At 71.3% G+C, this 20,991-nt stretch carries 20 protein-coding genes; 12 read left to right on the top strand and 8 right to left on the bottom strand.

The window, feature by feature from the left end; translation table 11 throughout:
- The first annotated feature begins 75 nt into the window (after positions 1-75).
- Positions 76-759: a helix-turn-helix transcriptional regulator gene (locus DDP54_RS00470; protein WP_109130072.1), complete on the top strand. Its 684-nt coding sequence runs from the start codon at positions 76-78 to the stop codon at positions 757-759.
- On the opposite strand, the gene DDP54_RS00465 is transcribed toward DDP54_RS00470, so the two are convergent.
- Entirely contained in the window at positions 737-1,135 is a 399-nt protein-coding gene (locus DDP54_RS00465; protein WP_109130071.1) for a PPOX class F420-dependent oxidoreductase, read from the bottom strand. The two genes, DDP54_RS00470 and DDP54_RS00465, sit on opposite strands and share 23 nt — an antisense overlap.
- Before the next feature lie 142 nt (positions 1,136-1,277).
- Here DDP54_RS00465 and DDP54_RS00460 point away from each other — a divergent pair, with 142 nt between their 5' ends.
- Positions 1,278-2,150, top strand: a complete 873-nt coding sequence (locus DDP54_RS00460; protein WP_109130070.1) for an LLM class F420-dependent oxidoreductase — start codon at positions 1,278-1,280, stop codon at positions 2,148-2,150.
- A gap of 237 nt (positions 2,151-2,387) precedes the next feature.
- Complete coding sequence (locus DDP54_RS00455) at positions 2,388-3,929, top strand: S53 family peptidase (RefSeq protein ID WP_146192319.1); 1,542 nt, start codon at positions 2,388-2,390, stop codon at positions 3,927-3,929.
- 48 nt (positions 3,930-3,977) lie between these two features.
- On the opposite strand, the gene DDP54_RS00450 is transcribed toward DDP54_RS00455, so the two are convergent.
- Entirely contained in the window at positions 3,978-4,226 is a 249-nt protein-coding gene (locus tag DDP54_RS00450) for a hypothetical protein (RefSeq protein WP_242448144.1), read from the bottom strand.
- Between the two features lie 5 nt (positions 4,227-4,231).
- Positions 4,232-5,824 carry a glycosyltransferase family 2 protein gene (locus DDP54_RS00445; protein ID WP_242448126.1) on the bottom strand — a complete coding sequence of 531 codons (1,593 nt, stop codon included), beginning with the start codon at positions 5,822-5,824 and terminating at the stop codon, positions 4,232-4,234.
- A gap of 294 nt (positions 5,825-6,118) precedes the next feature.
- On the opposite strand from DDP54_RS00445, the gene DDP54_RS17900 reads away from it, so the two are divergent.
- Positions 6,119-7,237 carry a DUF6011 domain-containing protein gene (locus DDP54_RS17900; protein WP_146192318.1) on the top strand — a complete coding sequence of 373 codons (1,119 nt, stop codon included), beginning with the start codon at positions 6,119-6,121 and terminating at the stop codon, positions 7,235-7,237.
- Here DDP54_RS17900 and DDP54_RS18870 read toward each other — a convergent pair.
- Both DDP54_RS18870 and DDP54_RS00430 read right to left on the bottom strand, forming a co-directional pair.
- Entirely contained in the window at positions 7,129-7,521 is a 393-nt protein-coding gene (locus DDP54_RS18870) for a hypothetical protein (protein ID WP_347338485.1), read from the bottom strand. The genes DDP54_RS17900 and DDP54_RS18870 overlap by 109 nt on opposite strands.
- Entirely contained in the window at positions 7,518-8,150 is a 633-nt protein-coding gene (locus DDP54_RS00430; protein WP_109130067.1) for a DUF2306 domain-containing protein, read from the bottom strand. Before DDP54_RS00430 ends, DDP54_RS18870 begins: the two co-directional genes overlap by 4 nt.
- Positions 8,151-8,508: 358 nt before the next feature.
- Here DDP54_RS00430 and DDP54_RS18035 point away from each other — a divergent pair, with 358 nt between their 5' ends.
- On the top strand, positions 8,509-8,973 hold the full coding sequence (locus DDP54_RS18035) for a hypothetical protein (protein WP_158274419.1): 465 nt from the start codon (positions 8,509-8,511) through the stop codon (positions 8,971-8,973).
- 30 nt (positions 8,974-9,003) lie between these two features.
- Here the strand turns inward: DDP54_RS18035 and DDP54_RS00420 are convergent, their stop codons facing one another.
- The 3 genes from DDP54_RS00420 to DDP54_RS00415 all read right to left on the bottom strand — a co-directional run bounded on the left by DDP54_RS00420 (position 9,004) and on the right by DDP54_RS00415 (position 12,874).
- On the bottom strand, positions 9,004-10,902 hold the full coding sequence (locus tag DDP54_RS00420) for a LuxR C-terminal-related transcriptional regulator (protein WP_242448125.1): 1,899 nt from the start codon (positions 10,900-10,902) through the stop codon (positions 9,004-9,006).
- Positions 10,803-11,387, bottom strand: coding sequence for a hypothetical protein (locus tag DDP54_RS18460; protein WP_242448124.1), 585 nt, complete (start codon positions 11,385-11,387; stop codon positions 10,803-10,805). The genes DDP54_RS00420 and DDP54_RS18460 overlap by 100 nt, the downstream gene beginning before the upstream one ends.
- Before the next feature lie 470 nt (positions 11,388-11,857).
- On the bottom strand, positions 11,858-12,874 hold the full coding sequence (locus DDP54_RS00415; protein ID WP_109130066.1) for a LacI family DNA-binding transcriptional regulator: 1,017 nt from the start codon (positions 12,872-12,874) through the stop codon (positions 11,858-11,860).
- Positions 12,875-13,127: 253 nt separating this feature from the next.
- Between DDP54_RS00415 and DDP54_RS00410 the strand changes: the two genes are divergently transcribed.
- From DDP54_RS00410 to DDP54_RS00380, 7 genes are all read left to right on the top strand, one after another.
- On the top strand, positions 13,128-14,507 hold the full coding sequence (locus DDP54_RS00410) for an extracellular solute-binding protein (protein WP_109130065.1): 1,380 nt from the start codon (positions 13,128-13,130) through the stop codon (positions 14,505-14,507).
- A 70-nt stretch (positions 14,508-14,577) separates the two neighbouring features.
- Positions 14,578-15,543 (top strand): sugar ABC transporter permease, encoded by a 966-nt coding sequence (locus DDP54_RS00405; RefSeq protein ID WP_242448123.1) that lies wholly within the window; start codon positions 14,578-14,580, stop codon positions 15,541-15,543.
- A 4-nt stretch (positions 15,544-15,547) separates the two neighbouring features.
- Positions 15,548-16,336, top strand: a complete 789-nt coding sequence (locus DDP54_RS00400) for a carbohydrate ABC transporter permease (protein WP_109130063.1) — start codon at positions 15,548-15,550, stop codon at positions 16,334-16,336.
- A gap of 25 nt (positions 16,337-16,361) precedes the next feature.
- On the top strand, positions 16,362-17,105 hold the full coding sequence (locus DDP54_RS00395; protein WP_109130062.1) for a glucose 1-dehydrogenase: 744 nt from the start codon (positions 16,362-16,364) through the stop codon (positions 17,103-17,105).
- A 19-nt stretch (positions 17,106-17,124) separates the two neighbouring features.
- Positions 17,125-18,252, top strand: a complete 1,128-nt coding sequence (locus DDP54_RS00390) for a Gfo/Idh/MocA family oxidoreductase (protein ID WP_347338484.1) — start codon at positions 17,125-17,127, stop codon at positions 18,250-18,252.
- Complete coding sequence (locus DDP54_RS00385) at positions 18,252-18,620, top strand: tautomerase family protein (RefSeq protein WP_109130060.1); 369 nt, start codon at positions 18,252-18,254, stop codon at positions 18,618-18,620. Before DDP54_RS00390 ends, DDP54_RS00385 begins: the two co-directional genes overlap by 1 nt.
- Before the next feature lie 37 nt (positions 18,621-18,657).
- Entirely contained in the window at positions 18,658-20,955 is a 2,298-nt protein-coding gene (locus tag DDP54_RS00380; protein WP_109130059.1) for a glycoside hydrolase family 3 N-terminal domain-containing protein, read from the top strand.
- Positions 20,956-20,991: the final 36 nt, after the last annotated feature.

The raw sequence follows: 20,991 nt of genomic DNA, 5'->3' as shown, positions 1-20,991 counted from the left end.
GTGGGCATCCTCTCTGATGCTGTCCTTTGCAGTATCACTCTAGATACTGCACTGTGCAGCATGTCAAGATGGTTCATGCCCTTCTCCGGTAGCACCACGTCGTACGCGTTGCTCGGGTTGCTGCGGCTGCGACCGTGGACGACCTATGAGCTGGCGAAGCAGGTGCAGCGCAGCCTCCACTGGTTCTGGCCGCGCGCCGAACGCACGCTCTACGACGAGCCCAAGCTGCTCGTCGCCGCAGGGCTGGCCACGGCCACGGTCGAGGCGACCGGAAAGCGACCGCGAACGGTCTACGCGATCACCGATGCCGGCACCGATGCCCTGGCGCGCTGGCTCACTGAACCCCCGGAGCCGCGCGGCCTGGAGTTCGCCGCGCTCGTGAAGGTGTTCTTCGCGGACGCCGGAACGCTGACCCAGCTGGAGGGCACCCTGGGCCGGATCGAGGACGAGTCCGCACAGCGCGTCGACGCCCTGGCTGCGATGGCGCGGGCGTCGCTGGAGGAGTTCGCGTTTCCGCAACGCCTGCACCTCAGTGCGCTCACCATGCGCCTCCAGCTGGAGCAGGAGCTCGCCGTTCTCCGCTGGGCGCGCTGGGCCCGAGACGAGACGGGGGAGTGGGACGGCGCCGACAGTCCAGGGCGGTGGGACGCCGAGGCCAGCCTGCGTGAGCTCCTCACCCTCGTCGATGCCCAGCAGTCACGGTCCGAAGTGCCCCGGACCGACGGCGGCGGACGTGTCAGCGCACGTCGCGCGCATTGACGCTCAGGCTGTGCGCCTCGGTGTCGGGTTCCTCGATGCCGAAGCTGATGATGCGCTCAGGGTGGATCCGGATCAGCGCCGGTCGGGTGCCGTGCGTGGGGAGCACCTCGGCGCGGCCGCGGATCTCGACGCAACGCACACGCCACGGCTGGACCGACACCAGGTCGTCGACGACGAACGCAACCCGCCCGTTCGCGGCGACGTTGCGGTACTTGCGGCTGTCTTCCAGGTGGAACCCGCCGATGTCGATGGTGCCTTCGGCGGCGTTGTAGCGGAACCCCACGGGGCTGTTCTGCAGGGTCCCGTCGGGCTTCTGCGTCGCGATCCGTCCGAGGTGCTGGCTCCTGAGGTAGGCCAGCTCTGTGTCGGTGAACATCCGGGTACCCCTCTCGGTCAGCTCAGTGTGGTCCGTGCGGGGCAGAAGTCGACGTCGGTCCCTGCGGGGTTGACTTGGAGCGCGCTCGAAGCGCCACGCTTGACCGGTCAGCATCCGCCGACGCAGAACGACAGGGGCAGCCATGCGCATCGGTGTGCACGTGTTCCGGTTCGACGCCGTCGAGCCGAACCAGCTGCGGCGCGAGCTCGCGGACACCTGCGAGGCCGTCGAGGCCGGTGGGGTCTCGTGGCTCTCGGTGATGGACCACTGGTTCCAGATGCCCGGCTACCCGGCCCAGGACCCGATGCTCGAGGCGTACACGACGCTCGGCTACTTCGCCGGGCTGACGTCGACGGTCCAGCTGGGCGTCCTGGTCACCGGTGTCACGTACCGGCACCCAGGCCTGCTCGCCAAGATCGCCGCGACGCTCGACGTGCTCTCTGGCGGACGGGCGACGCTCGGGATCGGAGCGGCCTGGTACGAGCGCGAGCACCTCGCGCTCGGTGTGCCGTACCCGCCGCTCGCGGAGCGGTTCGAGCGGCTCGAGGAGACGCTGCAGATCTGCCGGCAGATGTGGGACCCGGACAACGACGGACCGTATGACGGAACGCACTACAGGCTGGCGGAGACGTTGTGCTCCCCGCTGCCACTGAACCGCCGCCCCGAGGTGCTCATCGGCGGCTCCGGTGAGCGCAAGACGCTCCGGCTGGTGGCGCAGTACGGCGACGCGTGCAACCTGTTCCCCAGCTCGCCGGACGAGATCGCGCACAAGCTCGACGTCCTGCGCCGTCACTGCGACGACGTCGGCCGCGACCCGGCCGAGATCCGGGTGACCCTGCTCGACGGCGGCCCGGAGCTCATGGTGGGCGACCCAGCCGCGTTCGCCGAACGCATGGCTCCCTACGTGGTGCTCGGCGTGGAGAGCGTCATCGTGATGCCGCCGAAGGGCGCCCTGGCCACCTGGGTGCAGACCCAGGTGGCACCCGCGGTGCCGGTCCTGGCCGACCTCGCCTGACCGGCTCCTGCTGCGGACGGCCTCCGCGCGTGTCGACCGCGCGTCACCGCTGCGTCGCCAGGACGACGACCCCCTTGCCGCCAGCCGTGCCGCGTGACCGGACCGCGTGACCGGAGCCAGCAGCGGGGGCGGCCCAGGGGTTGCGCTCGGGGCCGTTGCGGGAGTCGTATTGTCCGTGATGTCGCCCGACCAACCGGGGCGGGCAGATGCGTCATCGACTCCGATCGGGGAGTGCTCATGCGCACAGTCGTTGCTCTGGCTTCTGGCACGGTGATCGGCCTCGCGGCCATGGCGGGTGTTGCGTCGGGTGGTGTGCCGGCGGCTTCGCCCGCCGTCGTACCGTTCGCCGCCGAGGCCCCGGACACACCGGCCACACCCACCGGGACAGCAACCCCACCGGCGTGCGTGTCGCCGGCGCCGGTCAAGACCTACGCCTACTACCACTGCTACGGCCCGAACGAGATCCGCGCCGCGCACGGGCTGCCCGCGCTGACCGCGGCCAGCACTGAAGGTGCCGGCCAGACGATCGTCCTCGTCGACTCCTACGGGAGCCCGACGGCGGAGGCGGACCTCGCGACGTTCGCGTCGTCGTTCGGTGGCCCGGTGCCCAGCATCGAGCAGTGGTTCCCGCAAGGAGAGCCGGGACTCCCGACCGACACCGTGAACGGCAACGGCAGCTCGCAGTCCGGACCGGCGGCCGCGGCCGGCTGGGCGGGCGAGGCCGCCTTGGATGTCGAGTGGGCGTATGCGCTGGCGCCGGCCGCCCACATCGTGCTGCTGGCCACGCCCCCGGCCGAGACCCAAGGCGTGCCTGGTCTGCCCAACCTCATGAACGCGATCGACACCGCGATCGACCGCTTCCCGGCGGGCACCGTGTTCTCGATGTCCTTCGGCACGGACGAGTCGGCGTTCGCGAGCCCGCAGGCCGCCAAGGTCGCGTTCGCGAGGTTCGACACGACGTTCGCGAAGGGGGTCGCCAAGGGCGACACCTTCTTCGCGTCGTCGGGTGACTCGGGCTCGATCGGCGTGACCCGCGCCCACCGCCAGACCGCGACGAGCCCCGACCCGCAGGTCTCCTACCCGAACGTCTCGCCGTATGTCACGTCGGTCGGCGGCACCCAGCTGCAGTACGGCTGGACCTGGGACCCGACCAGCGACACCCCGTTCCTTGCCGACGGCAGCCTGAACCCGGACTACTTCGCGTGGGACGACGGCGGCAGCACCGAGCCGGTCGACAACGAGGGCTGGGCGGGCCTGGTAACCGGTGGCGGCCTGTCGACCGTCTACCCGCGCCCGTCCTACCAGGACACGGTCGCGGGCGTCGTCGGGACGCACCGCGGCGTGCCCGACCTCGCGTGGAACTCGTCGGTCAACGGCGGCGTGCTCGTCTACACGTCGTTCTTCCCGGGAGTCAGCCGGGTCGGCTGGCACGTGTACGGCGGCACCTCGGCGTCCTCCCCGCAGGCCGCCGCCCTCACCGCGCTGGCCAACCAGCAGCGCCTCGCTGCGAGCAAGGCGCCGCTCGGCAACCTCAACCCCGTGATCTACGCCGCCGGGTTCCCGCGGGGCACGGCGTTCAGCGACGTGGTCCCGGCCACCTACGGAACGACGCCCAGCGGTCACCTGGACACCAACCGGGTCTGGGACATCGGTGCGGACGGCGCGCTGACGCCTGACCCCGTGCCCGGGTACCCGACCACGTCCGGCTACGACCTGACGACCGGATGGGGCGTCCCTGCCGGCCCCGCGTACGTGTCGGCCCTGGTCGCGGCGCCGTAGTCGACGAGCACGGCGTCGCCGGATCACGTCCGGCGGCGCCGTGCCTCGTCAGCTGTCGCGTTCCGGTGGGTCGGGGAAGATGCTGCGGTTCTGCGCTCGGCGGTTCCGCCCGCCGAACCAGGCCGGCGCGTAGACCTTGGGGAGCGCTTTCGCGGCGGCGAGGGTCCCGTAGACCAACGTGTTGATCGCCACGAACGCGGCAAGGACCTGGAACGGGGCGGACCGGACGACCGACCCGGGGAAGAGCAGGCCCTGAGGCACGGCGGCGGCGGCCACGGTGGAGAGGAGGTCCAGCATCGTCGTCACACCGCCGTCAGACGGTCGGCGGGACCGACGACGGCGGACAGGCCGTCCACAGGTGCCGCATGCTCGACGTGCTTCCAGCTCGCTTGCCGCCCGAGCGTGATGTCGAGGACCCCCTTGACGTAGACGACGTCGAGGAACGCCGCGAAGACGAGCTCGGGGAACAGCGTGGCTGCGAGCAGGCGGGCCATCCACCCTCCCTTCCACACCGTGACGACGCGTTCGACGGTGAACAGGAGTCCCAGCCCCATCCAGAAGGGGAACCAGACCCAGGTGTCCATCGACAGCAGCATGGTGAGGATCAGGACGAAGTAGGAGGCGAGGGCGATGACCCCGTAGCCGATGCCGAGCTGCTGGAGCCAGTAGCGCAGCGTCTTGCGGGTCATGCCGTAGGCGCCGAGGTTCTCCAGCGCCCCGCGCTGCCACCGCAGCCGCTGAGCCCACAGCGTCCGCCAGGTGGGCATGACCTCGGTGACGACCGTGCAGCGCTCGGGCGAGATCATCAGCGCCCCGAGCGACTTCAGGGCGATCGTGAGCTCGTTGTCCTCGGTCAGGGCAGCGGTGTCGTACACGTCCCCGGGTGTGCCGGGGAGCGAGGTGCCGCGGCTGCCGGCGACGGTCCGGAGCGCCTCGGGCCGGAACAGCGACGCAGTCCCGGTCAGCACGAACACCTTGCCGCGTCGACGTCGGATCTCGCGGCTGTAGCGGATGTACTCATTGCGCTGGAACTGGCCGAGCAGCCCGGCGCCCTCGTCTCCGTAGAACAGCCCGCCGACTGCCATGAGCGCCCGATCGGCGGTGAGCCGGGCGACCGCCGCCTCGAGGAACCCGTCGTCCAGCCTGGTGTCCGCGTCCACGACCATGACGACGTCGTTGTGCCCCTGCTCCGGCAGGATCCGCCGCAGCACCTGGTTCAGCGCGCCGGCCTTCTTCCGGGTGTTGTCGACGGACTCGATGACCTCGACACCGGCCCGACGTGCGATCGCGACGGTCGAGTCGGTGCAGTTGTCGGCGACGACGATGATCCGCTCGGGGCGGTGCGACTGGCCGACGAGGGACGCGATCGTCGCGGAGAGCGACGCCTCTTCGTTGTGCGCGGGGATCAGGACGGTGACGGTGACGGGGCCGGCGAACTCACCCTGGGTCCGCGCCATGACGAGCTTGGGCGCGAGCGGGTTGGTCCCGATGTTGACGGAACGGCGCGACTGGTTGGTGATGCGCCGTTCGAGCAGCGCCACACCGGCGGCGAACAGGACAGCCAGCCCGACGGCGGCGACCGCCACGCGCGGCGTCGGTGCCTCGGTCGCGTACAGGAAGGTCCAGATGCCGAACAGGACGCCCTGCGTCGGTGCGACCCCCGCGGCCGGCCCGGTCGCGAGTGTCGCGAGCAGCATCAGCACAGCGCCCGCACCGGCCAGGCCCAGGATCAGCACGCCGATCAGCCGGGGGAACCACTGCTCGTCCTCAGCGTGCGCGTCCGGCACGGTGATGGCGACAGGCTCGAGGTCGGCCGCAGGCGTGGAGCCAGGCTCTATGGCGGCCTCGTCGAGCCGCCCGGTCTCATCGACCAGATCCACCGTTCGTTCGGTCACGGTCTGCCGTCTCCTCTGCCCTGCACGCCGGCCCTACCGGCACCAGGTCCATCGGCAGCCGCCCGGTCGCTGGTGAGTGGTCGGCCAGCGTGCGGCGGGTGAACTCAGCGGACGAATACGCCGCTGACCGGCACAAACGGGGTCAAGTGCGGCGGAGCACGTGACGGTTCGCCACCCACGGGGCGCCGTCGGGGTCAAGCCGTCCGCACTACCGGCCGATGTGACGAGTGGAGCGGCGACCAACGCCTGGGCACCGCGTGGCCGGGCGCGCTGCGGCAGCGGAGAGGGTGACGTGTGACAGCACTCGAGAATGTTCCGGAACTTGTCGACGCAGCCAGCGGCGTGCGCGTCGTCGATGCGAGCCCGACGGCGGCCGAGGATCCCCCGGCGGGGTCGGCGACCGCCCGCGTCCGCCCGCTGGACCCCGCGCGCTACCTCGACAGCTGCGTCGAGGCGACCTTGCCCGCCCTGCTCCTCAGCTCGGCGGCTCCGCTGGGCGTGGACGACCTGGCGCGGGCCTGGTGCGCCTCCGACGAGGTCGTCGACCAGTCGGTGCCGCTCGCCGCAGTGCGTGAGGCGATCGAGGTCTGGTCGCGTCAGTCCGGCGTCGTGTTCGACGACGGCCGAATCGGGCTGGTGGGTCGCCCCGCGCTTCCCCTGCCGGCCGCGTGGACCGACGCAGGGATGCCGTTCGCGGTCGACGCCGAGCCGCTGTCCCGCGGCGTGAGCGGCTGGCCGGGGGACTGGGGTCATCTCATCGGAGCCGTGGCCGCCGCCGTGCGCCCAGCGCAGTTCCGGTCGATGCACATCGAGGCCGCCGACCGCTTCGGTGGAGCGTGCGTGATCGACGTGGCCGTGGTCGACCTCGGGGAGACCGTCGCAGCCCTCACCACCTCGCAGCTCGTCTGCTCGCGCCGCACCGTCTCGTCGCTGGAGCGGGGCCAGTGGTGGTTCTGGGACGCCGCGACGACGCCGCTGCTCGACCCGCCGGCGCGCCTGTACGGCGCGGAGATCGTCGAGGGTCGGATGTCCCGGTGCGTCAACGCGGCGACCACGACCCGGGGGACCGGTGAGGCGGTCGCGCTCCTCCTGCTCGCGGCGAACCTCGACAAGCAGATCACGCTGACCGTGAGCATCGACGAGGGCCCCGAGAGGCTCTGTGCTCGCAGCGCCGAGGAGTGGGCACGCACGCCCTCGGATGATGGCACCGTGCGGTGCGTCGAGTGCGGGCGCCCGCTCACCGATGCCGAGAGCGCGAGCCGGGGGTTCGGTCCGGGCTGCTGGGAGCGACTAGGCGCGGAGGCTCAGGCCGAGCTCGAGCGACTCGTGCTCCCGCTGCGGTGGCGCGGCGGCTCAGGCTGGGCGTACCCGCTGCCGGTGGGCGCACTCGGCGACGTGGTGTCGCGGGCCTGAGGCGTGCCCGCTGCGTGCGCGTCCGCTACGTCGGGCAGGGGGTCGGCACCGGTAGGCGGATCGATGACGGCCACGGAGATGAGGACGACGCCCAGGTCGCGGACCTTCGCCAGCAGCCCGTGCAGCTCGGCCTGGTCGGAGACCAACCCGGTCAGGCTCGTCGTCCCGTCGTCCTCTCGGGTCAGGTCGAGGCCGCCGAACCACGCTGACCAGCGCTGGTCGAGGTGCCCGGCGACCCGGATCTGGTAGCCGGCGGCCGCGCGGCGCTGGGGGGATCGGGTCATGACGGCCGCACCCTCGCGCGTGCCGGGACGGTCTGACGGGCTCGGCGGCGCCGGATCACGAGCTCGGCGACGGCCAGGTTGATGGCCCAGCCCGCACCCAGGCTCAGGTCCGTGGCGAGCGCGCTGACACCGAGGGCCGCACCGCCGACGGCCAGGCTGAGCACCTGAGTTCCGGCGCCGAGCGCGAGGGCGTAGGCGCGGGTCATCCACGCCTCGTGGCGCGCGACGTCACCCCGGCGGATCGCCGTGAAGCCCAGGACGATGCTCGCGGCCATGCCTGACCCGAAGGCGAGCCGGAACAGGTAGGCGAGCTCGCCGGTCCCGGGCTGGCGCGGGTAGAACATCGTCATCCAGAGCGCTGACGACGCCACGGCCAGACCCGACACCACGACGACGCGTCCCGCCGCCCGGTGCCAGCGGGGATGGCGGCGCCGGGCCGCAGCGGAGAGCTGGAAGGCTCCGACGACGGCGAACGTCACGGCGCTGAGGACGTGGACGACGACGGGGCCGGGAGACGCAGTCATCCGCGGGTTCGCCGGCAGGAGCAGCGGGCCGCCCGCCAGCTCGACCAGGCGCAGCGACCCGGCGACGGCCGGTATAACCACGAGGGTGACGAGCGCGATCGGCACCCACCCGGTCGACCGTGTCGACCGGGTGGGGCGGGCTGCCGTGTGGATGGCACTTGGCGCCGACGGGCTGGGGCTGTGAAGCGACGGCGCGGGCGTTCGAGGTGCGCTGCTCGCGCCGCAGGGAGTAGCCGAGGCCGACCAGGGCGACACCGGTGGGAATGGCGAACAGCCTGAAGTTCACCTGCGGCAGCAGCGGGATCGCCAGGGTGGCGACGGCGCCGACGGCGAGCAGCGCGGCGGCCCACCGGGCGAGGACCCGGGCGCGGACGAGGGCGATGCCGAAGAGCAGGCCGCCGGCGAGGTAGCCGACGCCGGCGAGCTGGATCAGGGGTCCCATCAAGCCCAGGTCGCCGGTCGCATGGCCGCCGGGAATGGCTACGGCAAGGACATCGGTGACGTAGCCGGGCGAGGTGGCGGCGATGGTCGGGAGGACAGCCACCCCGATGATCTCGGTGCTGAGCATGAGGAGGAACCCGGTGCCGAGCAGGAGATACCCGATCAGGCCGAGGACTCCGGCGCGTGTCACCTGACGCAGGTACATGCCGGTGACTCCGGCGAGCGACAGGGCGGTGAACAGCACCTTCATGGACTGACGGACCTTCCACTCGGTCGAGGAGACGAAGGCGAGGTCCAGGTGGGGGTGGTTGATCTGCACGCCGATGTACAGCAGTCCTCCGACTGCGGCGGCAGCGCCGGCCGCGCGGGTGAGGGTCCTGGGGTTGATGTTCATGTCCGGCTCCTGGTTCGAGGTCCGCGGCTGATGCCGGGGGATGACTCGACGGTAGGAACGGGTGTGGTGGCCCGGCATCACCACCTGATGTGACCGACGTGGTGAGACGTGCCGCCGGACCGGCTACATCAGCCCACGTGCGTGTGCTCGGCTGACGGCCGCCCGACGCGTGGTGACCTCGAGCTTCGTGAAGATGCTCTTGGTGTGGCTGCGCAGCGTGTTGAGCGTGATGAAGAGCTCGCGGGCGATCTCGGGCCCGTTCAGCTCACTGTCGAGCAGCCTCAGCACCTGGAGCTCCCGCTCGCTCAGCGGACCCACGGCACGTGGGCGCTGACGGGGGTCAGTGGCGTCCGACGCGGTCGCCGCACCGAGGTCGAGCAGGCGGCGCGCGTGGCCGCCCGAGACGCCCTGCTGCTCGGCGGCGCGCAGCAGCTCCTCCATGGGGGAGCCCTCGTCGAGGAAGAGGCGGACGTAGCTGTCAGGCTCGGCCGCCTGAGCCCAGGCGCGGACAAGGGAGACGAGGGCCTGCGGCCGATCTCCCTGTGCGTCATGGGCCAGAGCCGACAGCATCTGGCTCTCCACGACGCTCCCGACACGCCCCGAGGCCTCTGCGGCAGCGCCCAGGCGCGCCAGCAGGCCGAGGGCCTCGCCGAGTGCGCCGGGTTCTGGCTGCGCCCGGTGCCGCGCGATGAGCAGCCGGACCAGGGTGAGGTGGTCGAACTCGCGCAGGTACCAGGGGTCGTCGGTGGTCGACAGGCCTCGTTCGTGGGCCCAGGCGGCGGCCTCCGTGAGATGGCCCTGCGCGATCCCGACCCGGGCCCTCAACGCCGCGACGGGCCGCACGTCCGGGAAGAAGCCCGGCTGGTAGAGCCGTGCAGCCGTGTCGAGCAGGGCGATGGCCTCCTGCGGATCACCCTCGGCAGAGGCGGTCCGCGCCGTCGCGATGAACCACCGGTGGCGGCTCTCGGTCGTCGCCGCGCCTTCGACGAGCGCCGCTGCGCTCTCCAGGTGTCGCTTGGCTGCTGCGAGATCTCCGGCGTCGTAGTCCAGCTCGCTGAGCCCCACGTGCAGGTCGGGGGTCGCGCGTCGAGTGGTCTCCCGGTGCTCCTCCGCGACCTGAAGGGCGCTGTCGTAGAGTCGGCGCGCCGTGCTGGGCCGGCCGGCGGTGATCCACATGTCGGCCTGGATCACGGTGCTGCTCAGCTCGTCGACAAGGTTGCCGGCGGCGTGCAGGCTCGTGACCGCGAGCGCAAAGATCTCCAGGGCCGTCGTCACGTCACCGTCCGCCCATGCGGCAAGGCCGAGGAACGCGGCCGCGCTGCCTCGCGCGAGATGGTCGTCGGGGCCCGCCAGGCCCAGCGCGCGCCGAGCGTGCTCCGCTGTGCCCGCGACATCGCCCCGTGCCTGCGCGATCGAGGCGCGATAGACGGCGATGGTCGCCGGCAGGGAGCGGAGCGCTTCGGTGTCGGCCCAGGGCAGAGCCGAACCGTCGGGCACGGAGGCGAGTGCGAGCTCCGCGTCGTCGAGCCGGGCCTCGAACGCGTCGAGGTCGCCAGAGACCATGAGCATGTAGCCGAAGAACACGCTGAGGACCGGGCTGCGCCGCACGGCGTCGTCGGGCAACGCCCTCAGCCAGCCGAGGAGGATCGCCTCGCGCCGGTCCCGTCGGATCGCCGGCACAGCGAGCTCCATGAGGTGGACCGCGCGGTCGGTGTCCTGGGCAGCCAGGGCATGGCGGATCGCCTCCTCTGCCGAGTCGTGCGACTCGTACCAGCGGCTGGCGCGCTGGTGCAGCAGCGGAACCAGGTCCGGCTGCTCGGCCAGCATGCGCACCCGCAGCACGTCGGCGAACAGGTGGTGGTACCGGTACCACCTGCGCTGGTCGTCCAGGGCGACGAGGAACAGGTTGGCCCGCTCGAGGGTCACGAGCAGCTGCGTGCTGTCGTCACGGCCGACGACGGCGTCGCAGAGCGACCCGGTGAGCCGGTCGAGGAGTGCCGAGCGCAGCAGGAACTCGCGCACGGGCGCAGGCTGGTGCGCCAGGACCTCCTCGACGGGCAGTCGACGAGGTACCGGTCGTTCCCGGCGAACTGGGCGATGAAGCCGGTCACGTCGTCGCGCCCCCGGAGCGACAGGGCGGCGAGCTGCAGCGCGGCGATCCACCCCTCGGTGCGCTCCTCGACGGCCGCCACGTCCGCGGCGCTGAGGCCCAGTCCGGTCGCCTCGTTGAGGTACGCGGTCGCCTCCTCGGCGGTGAACCGCAGGTCGGCGGCGCGGATCTCGACCAGCTCGCCGCGTGCCCGCCATCGGGCCAGCGGGAGGTCCGGGTCGGCGCGGGTGCTGAGCACGAGGTGGACCTGGGGCGGGAGGTGCTGAAGGAGGAAGTCCATCCCCTGGCCGACGTCGTGGTCGTCCACGAGGTGGTAGTCGTCGAGGACGAGCCACACGTCGCTCGGCGCCGCGGCCAGGTCGTTGACCAGGGCGGTGAGCACCTGCTCAGTCGGCATGGGGGAGGCGCGAACGAGCTCGAGCGCACTCGCGCCGACGTCGGGCACTGCAGTGCGGAGCGCGGCCACGACGTACGTCCAGAAGGTCGCGGGGTCGTTGTCGGACGCGTCGAGCGAGAGCCCCGTGACGGTCGCTGTCGGGCAGCTCGTGGAGCCAGTCGGCCAGGAGCGTCGTCTTGCCGAAGCCCGCCGGGGCGGACACCAGCGTGAGTCTCGCGTCGGCGCCGCGACGCATGGACTCGAGGAGTCGTGGCCGGGCGACCAGGCCGCGCCGCAGCTGCGGGAGGTGCAGCTTCGTGGCGATCAGCGGACCTGTCACACCATCCCCATTCCCAGGTGCTCGACCGCGTCCGAGGTGCGTGCCGCCAGGCTACCGGTGGGGTGCCGACTTCGGCGTCAGGCCCGCGTCCGGCGGCCGTGCACCGCCGATGCTGCGAAGGGGGCGGGCGGCGTCGCCCGCCGACAGGAAGTCAGGGATGACCGACCCGGGGGGCGGCGGTGGACTCGCGCTCGATCAAGGTAGTGGCCAGCTCCACGCGAGGACTGACCCGCGCGGCGTCGCGCGACAGCTCGACGACCATCCGGGTCGCCTCCCGAGCCATCTCAGCGAGCGGCTGCCGCACGGTCGTGAGCTGCGGCGAGACCCACTGGCAGAGCTCGACGTCGTCGAACCCCACGACGGACAGGTCGTCGGGGATGCGGAGCCCGCGGTCGCGCGCCGCCTGGTAGACGCCGTACGCCTGCTCGTCGGACCCGCTGATGATGGCCGTCGGCGGCTCGGGGAGGTCGAGCAGCTCCAGGCCGCGCCTGTGGCCGCCGCCGACGAGCGAGTCGCCCTGACGCACCAGACGGGGCTCATAGGTCAGGCCGGCGCGTTGCAGTGCCGCGCGATAGCCGTCGAGCCGGTCTCGGTGGCAGACCTGGTCGATCGGACCTGCGATGAAACCGATCCGTCGGTGCCCCAGGCCGATGAGGTGCTCGGTGGCGTCGCGCCCACCGGCCCAGTTGGTCGCAGCGACGGTCGGCAGGGACTCGTCGCTGCTGCCGACGGGGTCGACCAGGACGACAGGCATGCGCAGGTTGGTCAGCTCGTCGCGGCCCGCCGGGAGCAGCTCGGAGACGATGAGCACGACGCCGTCGGATCCACGCTCGGCGAGGTGGTCGAGCCAGTCAGGGGTGCCGACGGGCTTGCCGTGGGTCGTCGTGATCACGAGGTCCGCCCCGAGGCGGGCTGCCTCGGCCTGGGCTCCGCGCAGCAGCGCGGTCGCCCACTGGGTGTCGAGATCGCTGATGACGAGGTCGATCAGCCCGGTGCCCTGCCCGGGTCGCCCGCGGCGCTCGTAGCCGTGCTCGACCAGGAGCTGCTCGATGTGGCGACGCGTCGCCGCAGACACGCCGCGTCGTCCGTTGAGGACCTTCGACACGGTCGGAACCGAGACGCCTCCCGCGATGGCGATGTCCGCGATGGTGACGGTCCGACCCGACATGGCCTGCCTCCGGCGTGATGTTGACGAGTTCTCGATGACGTGTCTATCGTACACATGAAAGAAAGTTGCTCCGAAACTTTCGCAGTCACGCAGTGCGGATCGTGCCGAGCTCGACCGCACAGCTTGGAGCACTGAGGGGAGTGCACGACCAGACGGCGTCGCCGACCGGTCGCCGGGGTCCCCGGAACACCGGGAACCCCATTCGGGTGCAGACAGCTCGATCGCAGACGATCGAGCAGATGAGGAGAAGCACATGCGGACGTCGATGACGACGCTGCGCGGTCGCCGCCTTGGCGCAGTCGCTGCTGTGGCAGGCCTGGCACTGCTGGCCCTGACCGCCTGCTCCGCCGGGTCGAGCGCGACCAGCGGGACGGCGGGTTCGGCCACGTCGGGTGACATCACCTGGTGGGGCTGGACGCCCGACAAGGCGAACGCCGAGAAGCTCATTGCCGCGTTCACCAAGGAGTACCCGAACATCAAGGTCGAGTTCGTCTCGAAGCCGATCGACTCGTACGACTCGGTGCTCAGCCCGGCCATCACCTCGAGCGAGGGGCCCGACGTGTTCAACGTGGCTCCTGGCTCGGCGAACGGCGGGGTGCAGACCTTCGAGGCCGGCGCCGTGGACCTGACCTCGGCGGTCGAAGGTGCCCTCGGCGCTGACTGGAAGACCAAGCTCGCCCCCGCGGGCGTCGACGGCCTGTCCGTCGACAACAAGCTGGTCGGGCTCTCCGCGGGCGCGGTGTACTCGGGCGGCCTGTGGATCAACCAGGACCTCTTCGACAAGTACAACCTGACGCCGCCCACGACCCTGGCCGAGTGGAAGGACGTGTGCGCGACGCTCACCGCGAACGGGCTGGGGTGCTTCGTCCAGGGCGCGGGGCAGTGGGCGTTCGACATGGACACGTTCGAGGCCATCGCCGACAACGTCGAGCCCGGCCTCTACGTCAAGGCGTCGAAGGGTGAGGTCCCCTGGACCGACCCGAGGTTCGCGACAGCCATGGGCCTGTGGAAGTCCCTGTTCGACGACGGGATCATGCAGGAGGGCGCCGTCGGCCTGCAGCAGTACCCGGACGCCAACAACGCCTTCATGGCCGGCAAGTACGCGATGGTCATGATGGGCACCTGGTACACCCAGTACGCCGTCAAGGACAGCATGGTGGCTGCGATGGAGGCGGCCGGCGTCGGCAGCCCGACGCCGATCACCCTCACGCCGATCCCGTTCCCCGATCTCGCGGGCACCGGCAGCACCGGGTCGATGTTCGGTGACGCCGACTACGGGCTCGCGGTCAGCGCCAGGTCGACTCAGCAGGCAGCGGCCACGACGTTCGCGTTGTGGCTGACGACCAGCGAGGCCGGCCAGCAGGCGGTCGCGAACACGCTGAACGACATCCCGGCGCTCAAGGGCGTCACGCCCCAGTGGGACCAGATCGACCTGGTCAACCCGGACAAGCAGAAGGCGGCGCTGCAGAGCTACACCGAGGCGGCCGGCGCGGCCACCGAGCCCCGGTTCGCGACGGTGAGCGCCGACCTCAACACGGCGTTCCGTGACGCCCTCATCGGCGTGGCCTCGGGGGACAAGACCGTGACGCAGGCGCTCGAGGGTCTCGATGCGGTCCAGACGGCGCAGAAGTGACCAACCACAGCCGGAGGGTCGCGCCGACAGCGACGCCCTCCGCTCGGCCCCCGTGCGCGCGGGCCGAGCGGTGAGCGGAGCCACGACGACGCGGCGCCCCGCGGGACGGCCGATCCTCGCGATCGGCCGCCCCGGCGGGGCGGGGCGCGGCCGCACGCCCCGGCGCAGTCGTCTTCAGGTTGCGGGCCTGCCGTGGATCCTGCCCGCGGTCGTGCTGATCGTGGGGCTGATCTACTTCTCGATCGGGTACACGGGATATGTCGCGACGCTCGACTGGAACGGCTTCATCCTGTCCAGCCCGACGCACGTGGGCGCCGACAACTTCACCAAGATGGTCGGTGACTCCGTCTTCTGGAACGCGATCGGGCACACCGCGTACTTCTACGTGATCACGTTCTCGGTGCAGACGGCGATCGGGTTCGTCTTCGCGGCCATCATGCACTCGCGGGTCCGGCTCGGGGCGATCTACAAGGTCATCGTGTTCGTGCCGACGGTGCTGGCCCCCGCGACGATGGCACCGGTGTTCCGGCAGATCTTCGACGTCGACGGGCAGTTCAACTGGCTGCTCAGCCACGTCGGCCTGGACGCGCTGACCCGGCCCTGGCTCGCCGAGGCATCGACCGCGATGGCGGTGGTCATGGCGATCACCGTCTGGCAGTGGACGGGGCTGACCTTCATCCTCTTCTACGCCGCGATGAGCCAGATCGACCCGGAGATCCTCGAGGCGGCACGCATCGACGGCGCAGGGAACATCCGCGCGCTGCGGTCGATCGTCTGGCCGATGTGCCGGGGCACCACGTCCGCGCTGGCGATGCTCGGTCTGATCGGAGCCCTGAAGACGTTCGACATCCCGTACCTCGTGACCAAGGGCGGGCCCAACCACGGGACCGAGTTCCTCGGCACCTACATCTACCAGACGATGGTGCAGCAGAAGCACTTCGGGTATGCGGCCGCGATCTCGGTCGCCCTGCTCGTCCTGGCCATCGGCGGAGGCGTGCTCATGAGCATGCGCAACCGCAGAGCCGAACGGAGGTAACGGGGTGTTCGAGTCACGAAGTCGCGCGTCGCGCATCGGCCTGCAGCTGCTGGTCACGGTCATCGCGCTGCCGTTCCTGGCACCGCTGATCGCCATGGTCCAGGGCTCGCTCGCTGGCCGCGGCGTCGGCAACTACCAGAAGGTGTTCGACACCGGTGTGGTGGGCACCTACTTCCGCAACAGCCTGCTCATCGCCGGCTCGACGATCGCGATCGTCTACGTCTGCACGATGCTCGCGGCGTTCGGGTTCTCCAAGCTGCGGATCGCGGGCAAGGAGATCTGGTTCTGGGTCCTGATCGCTGCCCTGACGATGCCGGAGGCAGTGCTGCTGACCCCGCTCTTCGTCACCGCGTCGACCTTCGACATGTACAACGAGCTCATCGCCGTGATCCTGCCGCTCGCGGCTCTGCAGGTGCCGTTCACGGTGCTCCTCGCGCGGAACTACTTCGACGGCATCCCGACCGAGCTCATGGAGGCGGGCAGGGTCGACGGCGCGAACATCGTGCAGATCTTCTGGAACATCGTGCTGCCGCTCACGCGGCCGATCGCCGCGGCGATCGTGGTGCTGACGCTGATCAACTCCTGGAACGCGTTCCTGCTCCCGATGCTCATGCTCAACGACCCGAGCAAGCAGGTCGTGACGCTGCTGCCGTCGTTCTTCACCAGCCAGTACACGAACGACCAGACAGGCGTGCTCGCGGCGGCGGTCATCACCGCGGTGCCGGAGATCCTCGCGTACCTGTCGCTGCAGAAGTACTTCGAGCGCGGCCTTGCGGCCGGGGCTCTCAAGTGACCGGCCACGCGGACGAGGAGGACTGATGGGACAGCTGGAGGGAAGGCTCGCGGTGGTCACGGCGGGTACCGCGGGCATCGGGCGCGCCATCGCTGCACGGTTCGTGGCCGAGGGTGCGGATGTCGTCGTGACATCGCCGCACCAGGCCGAGATCGACGACACCGTCGCCGCACTCGGTCCGCACGTCACCGGCGTCCAGGGCGATGCGAGCGACGTGGCCGACCTGTCCCGGCTGGCCGCGGTGCTCCGGCTGTCGGGGCGCCCGGTCGACGTCCTGGTGGCGAACGCGGGCCGGGACGTCGCGGCCACCCCGGTGGTCGACCTGCAGCCCGACTCGTTCGACCTCGTCGCGGACCTGAACTTCCGTGGCACCTTCTTCACGGTGCAGCGGATCGTCCCGCTGATGCGGGATGGTGGGTCGATCGTGCTGACGTCATCCATCGCCGGGCACAACGGCGGCCCGGGGCATGCGGTCTACAACGCGACGAAGGCCGCCGTGCGCTCGCTGGCCCGCACGCTCACGTCCGAGCTGCGGGGCCGGCGGATCCGTGCGAACGCGGTGAGCCCCGGACCCACGGCGACTGCCGGGTTCGCGGACTTCACCGGCGGCTCCGACGAGGTCGAGCGGCAGGTCGTCGCGGCGATCCCGGTGGGTCGCGTCGGACGACCGGAGGAGGTGGCGGCGGCGGTGCTGTTCCTCGCGTCGGACGAGTCGAGCTTCGTCGCGGGTGCCGAGCTGGTCGTGGACGGCGGCCTGAGCCAGGTCTGACCGGTCGCCGGGCAGAGAAGTGACACCGCCGGGGACCGGCGGTGCGGGAGAACGGTCGAGAGGAAGAACGTCTGTGTCGGACCCTGTGAGATTCGCAGTCATCGGGAGCGGTTGGCGCTCCGAATTCCACCTCCGCATGGCCCAGGCCGCGCCGGACCGCCTCCAGGTGGTCGGCGTCGTCACCCAGACGCAGGCTGAGGCCGAGCGCATCACCGCCAGGTGGGGGGTGCGCGCGGTCCGCACGATCGACGAGGTGCTCGCGCTCGCTCCCGAGTTCGTCGTGGCCGCCGTCTCGTGGCCGTCGATGCCCGGTGTCGTGCGCGAGCTGGTCGCAGCGGGCGTCAAGGTCCTGGCCGAGACGCCGCCCGCCCCCGACCTCGACGGCCTGCGCGCGCTGTGGCACGACGTCGGCGCCTCCGGCCTCGTGCAGGTCGGCGAGCAGTACACGCTCATGCCGGGGCACGCGTCGCGGCTCGCGGTCGTGCGTGAGGGCGTGGTCGGCACCCCGACCTCCGTCGAGATCGCCTCGACGCACCTGTACCACGCGGTGGCTCTGGTCCGTGCGTTCCTCGACGTCGACATGGAGGAGACGGTGGTGAGCGCGCGGTCGTTCGTGGCGCCGTTGGTCGACCCGTTGACGTTCGACGGCTGGGTCGTCGACCCGCAGCCCGGGCCGCGCACGACGACGATCGCGACCCTGGACTTCGGTGACGGTCGCATGGGTCTGTACGACTTCGTCGAGAACCAGTGGTGGAACCCGCTGCGTGCACGGCGGATCGTGATCCGCGGCTCGCTGGGCGAGGTCGTCGACGACACCGTCACGCGGCTCACCGCGGACGGACCCGTGACGTCGCCGATCGTCTACCGACGCACAGGGGTGGACATGAACCTCGAGGGCAACGAGGTGGTCAACGCGTCGTTCGACGGTCGCGTCGTCTACCGCAACCCGTGGGTGGGCAGCCGCCTCTCCGAGGACGACATCGCGGTCGCGGCCCACCTGGCGGCCGTGGGTCGCTGGGCCCGCGACGAGGGACCTTCTCCCTATCCGCTCGCGCAGGGCTGCCAGGACCACGCGGTTGGCCTGGCCATCGAAGAGTCCGCACGTACCGGCGCCGATGTGCGCGTCGCGAAGGAGGTCTGGTCCTGATGCCGCTCGTCACGATCGAGGTCGCGGACACCGTCCCGGCCACCACACGGTTCGCCTATGCCGAGGCCGTCAACGCAGGTCTCGTCGAGGGTCTCGGGATGGACGCGGAGGACCGGTTCCAGGTCATCCACCCGCTCCCGGCCGACCACATCGTCGCCGACCCCCACTACCTCGGTGGAGATCGCCGGGACGTGGTGTACGTACGGATCCTCATGGTGCGCATGTACGACGCCGAGACCAAGGCGCGCATGTACGAGGCCGTCGCGCGGCGACTCGAGGCCGAGGGCGTCAAGCCCGACGACGTCTTCATCGCCGTCACCGAGAACGGCCTCGAGGACTGGTACCCCGGCGCACGCGGCACGCGCTGACATCCGAGCGACGAGAACGAGGGGGACCGGGGTACCGATGGGGACACAGGGGCAGGGCACCGCGCAGCGGGTGGCGGCGCTGCTGGCGGGCATGACGCTCGAGGAGAAGCTGGCGCAGCTGGTCGGCGTGTGGGTCGACGCCGGCTCGGGCGCCGGCGTCGCACCGATGCAGGATGCGATGGTCGACGAGGAGCCGGCGTTCGAGGACTTCGCGAGGCACGGTATCGGTCAGATCACCCGGTTCTACGGCACGGCGCCGGTCGACCCGGTGAGCGCGGCGCGATCGCTCCGTGAGCGGCAGCGCTGGCTGGTCGAGAACACCCGCACCGGCATCCCCGCCGTCGTGCACGAGGAGTGCCTGACCGGTCTCGCGGCCTGGCAGGCGACGACGTTCCCTGCGCCCCTGTCGTGGGGAGCGTCGTTCGATCCGGAGCTCATCCGGGCGATGGGTCGCGCGATCGGTGCCACGATGCGTTCCCTCGGCATCCACCAGGGCCTCGCCCCGGTGCTCGACGTCGTGCGGGACGCCCGCTGGGGTCGTGTCGAAGAGTGCATCGCGGAGGACCCGTACCTGGTCGGGACGCTGGCGACCAGCTACGTGCGCGGGCTGCAGGACGAGGGGGTCGTGGCGACCCTCAAGCACTTCGTCGGGTACTCGGCGTCCCGTGCCGGTCGGAACCTCGCACCGGTGCACGCCGGACCCCGGGAGGTCGCCGACGTCCTGCTCGTCCCGTTCGAGATGGCCGTCCTCGACGGCGGCGCACGGTCGGTCATGCACTCCTACGCCGAGGTCGACGGACTGCCCGCCGCGGCGGACCGCTCGCTGCTGACCGGTGTCCTCCGCGACCGGTGGGGGTTCGACGGGGTGGTCGTCGCCGACTACTTCGGCGTGGCCTTCCTCGCGTCGTTGCACGGCGTGGCCGCCGACCTCGGCGACGCCGCCGCCCAGGCACTGACCGCAGGGGTGGACGTCGAGCTGCCGACGGGGAACGCCTACCGAGCCCCGCTCGCGGCGGCTGTGCGCTCCGGCCTCGTGGACACCCGACTCGTGGACCAGGCGGTCGAACGGGTGCTGCGGCAGAAGGCCGCGCTCGGTCTGCTCGACGCCAGGTTCGACGAGCCTTCGGAGGACCCGGGGAGCCTGGACCCCTCGGACCACCGGGCGCTGGCCGGCCGGATCGCGGAGGAGGCGATCGTGCTGCTGGCGAACGACGGGACCCTGCCGCTGGCCCGCCCTGCGCGGGTGGCCGTCGTTGGGCCGAACGCCCACCAGCCGACGGCGCTGTTCGGCTGCTACTCGTTCGCCAACCACGTCCTCGAGCACCACCCGGACGTGCCGCTGGGCATCGACGTGCCGACCGTCCTCGACGCGCTGCGCGCCGAGCTGAACGCCACCGAGATCGCGTACGCCGAGGGGTGCGGCGTCGACGACCCGGACCGGTCGGGAATCGCCGCCGCCGTCGCCGCTGCGGCAGGCGCCGACGTCGCGGTCGTCGTCGTGGGGGACCGTGCGGGACTCTTCGGTCGCGGCACGTCGGGCGAGGGGTGCGACGCGGACGACCTGGAGCTGCCGGGGGTGCAACGCGAGCTCGTCGAGGCGGTCCTCGCCACCGGCACGCCGGTCGTGCTCGTGCTGGTCACGGGCCGCCCGTACGCGGTCGGGTGGGCCCTGGGGTCGTGCGCCGCGGTGGTCCAGGCGTTCTTCCCGGGTGAGGAGGGCGCGTCGGCGATCGCGGGCGTGATCAGCGGGCGCGTCAACCCGTCCGGCCGGCTTCCCGTCAGCATGCCGCGGTCCGGGGGTTCGCAGCCGTACTCCTACCTTCACCCGCCGCTCGGCGGTCCGTCATCGGTGTCGAACCTCGACCCCGACCCCGCACGACCGTTCGGCTTCGGCCTGTCCTACACGACCTTCAGCCACGACCGCCTGACCGTGGCGTCGGCCGTGGTGCCGACCGACGGCACGATCGAGGTGAGCGTCCGCGTCACGAACACCGGGACCCGGCGGGGTGCCGACGTCGTCCAGCTGTACGCGCACGACCCCGTGGCGTCGATCACGCGGCCGGTGGCCCAGCTGCTCGGCTACGCGCGGGTCGAGCTCGATCAGGGGGCGGCGGCGACCGTGCAACTCGGTGTGCCGACCACGCGACTGGCCTTCTCCGGACGGGACCTCGTCCGCGGCGTGGAGCCGGGGGCGATCGAGCTGTGGGTCGGGGCGTCGTGCACCGACCGGGAGACCGAGGCGACCGTCGAGCTCGTCGGAGAGCGGCACGAGATCACGGTCGCCGATGCACGATGGGTCGGCGTCCTGGTCGACGGCGGCACGAGTCAGGTGTGAGCGGTCGCCGCGGCTCGCGGCGATCAGGTCCGACGG

The sequence above is a fragment of the Cellulomonas sp. WB94 genome, from assembly GCF_003115775.1.
GTDB lineage: Bacteria > Actinomycetota > Actinomycetes > Actinomycetales > Cellulomonadaceae > Cellulomonas_A.
Note: the sequence above shows the minus strand (reverse complement) of the source record. Positions and strands in the feature narration are given on the sequence as shown.

Excerpts from the sequence above, each read along its gene's own strand:
- DDP54_RS00470 (WP_109130072.1), top strand. The coding sequence starts at position 76 with ATGCCCTTCTCCGGTAGCACCACGTCGTACGCGTTGCTCGGGTTGCTG.
- DDP54_RS00465 (WP_109130071.1), bottom strand. The coding sequence starts at position 1,135 with ATGTTCACCGACACAGAGCTGGCCTACCTCAGGAGCCAGCACCTCGGA.
- DDP54_RS00460 (WP_109130070.1), top strand. The coding sequence starts at position 1,278 with ATGCGCATCGGTGTGCACGTGTTCCGGTTCGACGCCGTCGAGCCGAAC.
- DDP54_RS00455 (WP_146192319.1), top strand. The coding sequence starts at position 2,388 with ATGCGCACAGTCGTTGCTCTGGCTTCTGGCACGGTGATCGGCCTCGCG.
- DDP54_RS00450 (WP_242448144.1), bottom strand. The coding sequence starts at position 4,226 with ATGCTGGACCTCCTCTCCACCGTGGCCGCCGCCGCCGTGCCTCAGGGC.
- DDP54_RS18870 (WP_347338485.1), bottom strand. The coding sequence starts at position 7,521 with ATGACCCGATCCCCCCAGCGCCGCGCGGCCGCCGGCTACCAGATCCGG.
- DDP54_RS18035 (WP_158274419.1), top strand. The coding sequence starts at position 8,509 with ATGGCCGCCGGGAATGGCTACGGCAAGGACATCGGTGACGTAGCCGGG.
- DDP54_RS18460 (WP_242448124.1), bottom strand. The coding sequence starts at position 11,387 with ATGCCGACTGAGCAGGTGCTCACCGCCCTGGTCAACGACCTGGCCGCG.
- DDP54_RS00415 (WP_109130066.1), bottom strand. The coding sequence starts at position 12,874 with ATGTCGGGTCGGACCGTCACCATCGCGGACATCGCCATCGCGGGAGGC.
- DDP54_RS00410 (WP_109130065.1), top strand. The coding sequence starts at position 13,128 with ATGCGGACGTCGATGACGACGCTGCGCGGTCGCCGCCTTGGCGCAGTC.
- DDP54_RS00395 (WP_109130062.1), top strand. The coding sequence starts at position 16,362 with ATGGGACAGCTGGAGGGAAGGCTCGCGGTGGTCACGGCGGGTACCGCG.
- DDP54_RS00385 (WP_109130060.1), top strand. The coding sequence starts at position 18,252 with ATGCCGCTCGTCACGATCGAGGTCGCGGACACCGTCCCGGCCACCACA.
- DDP54_RS00380 (WP_109130059.1), top strand. The coding sequence starts at position 18,658 with ATGGGGACACAGGGGCAGGGCACCGCGCAGCGGGTGGCGGCGCTGCTG.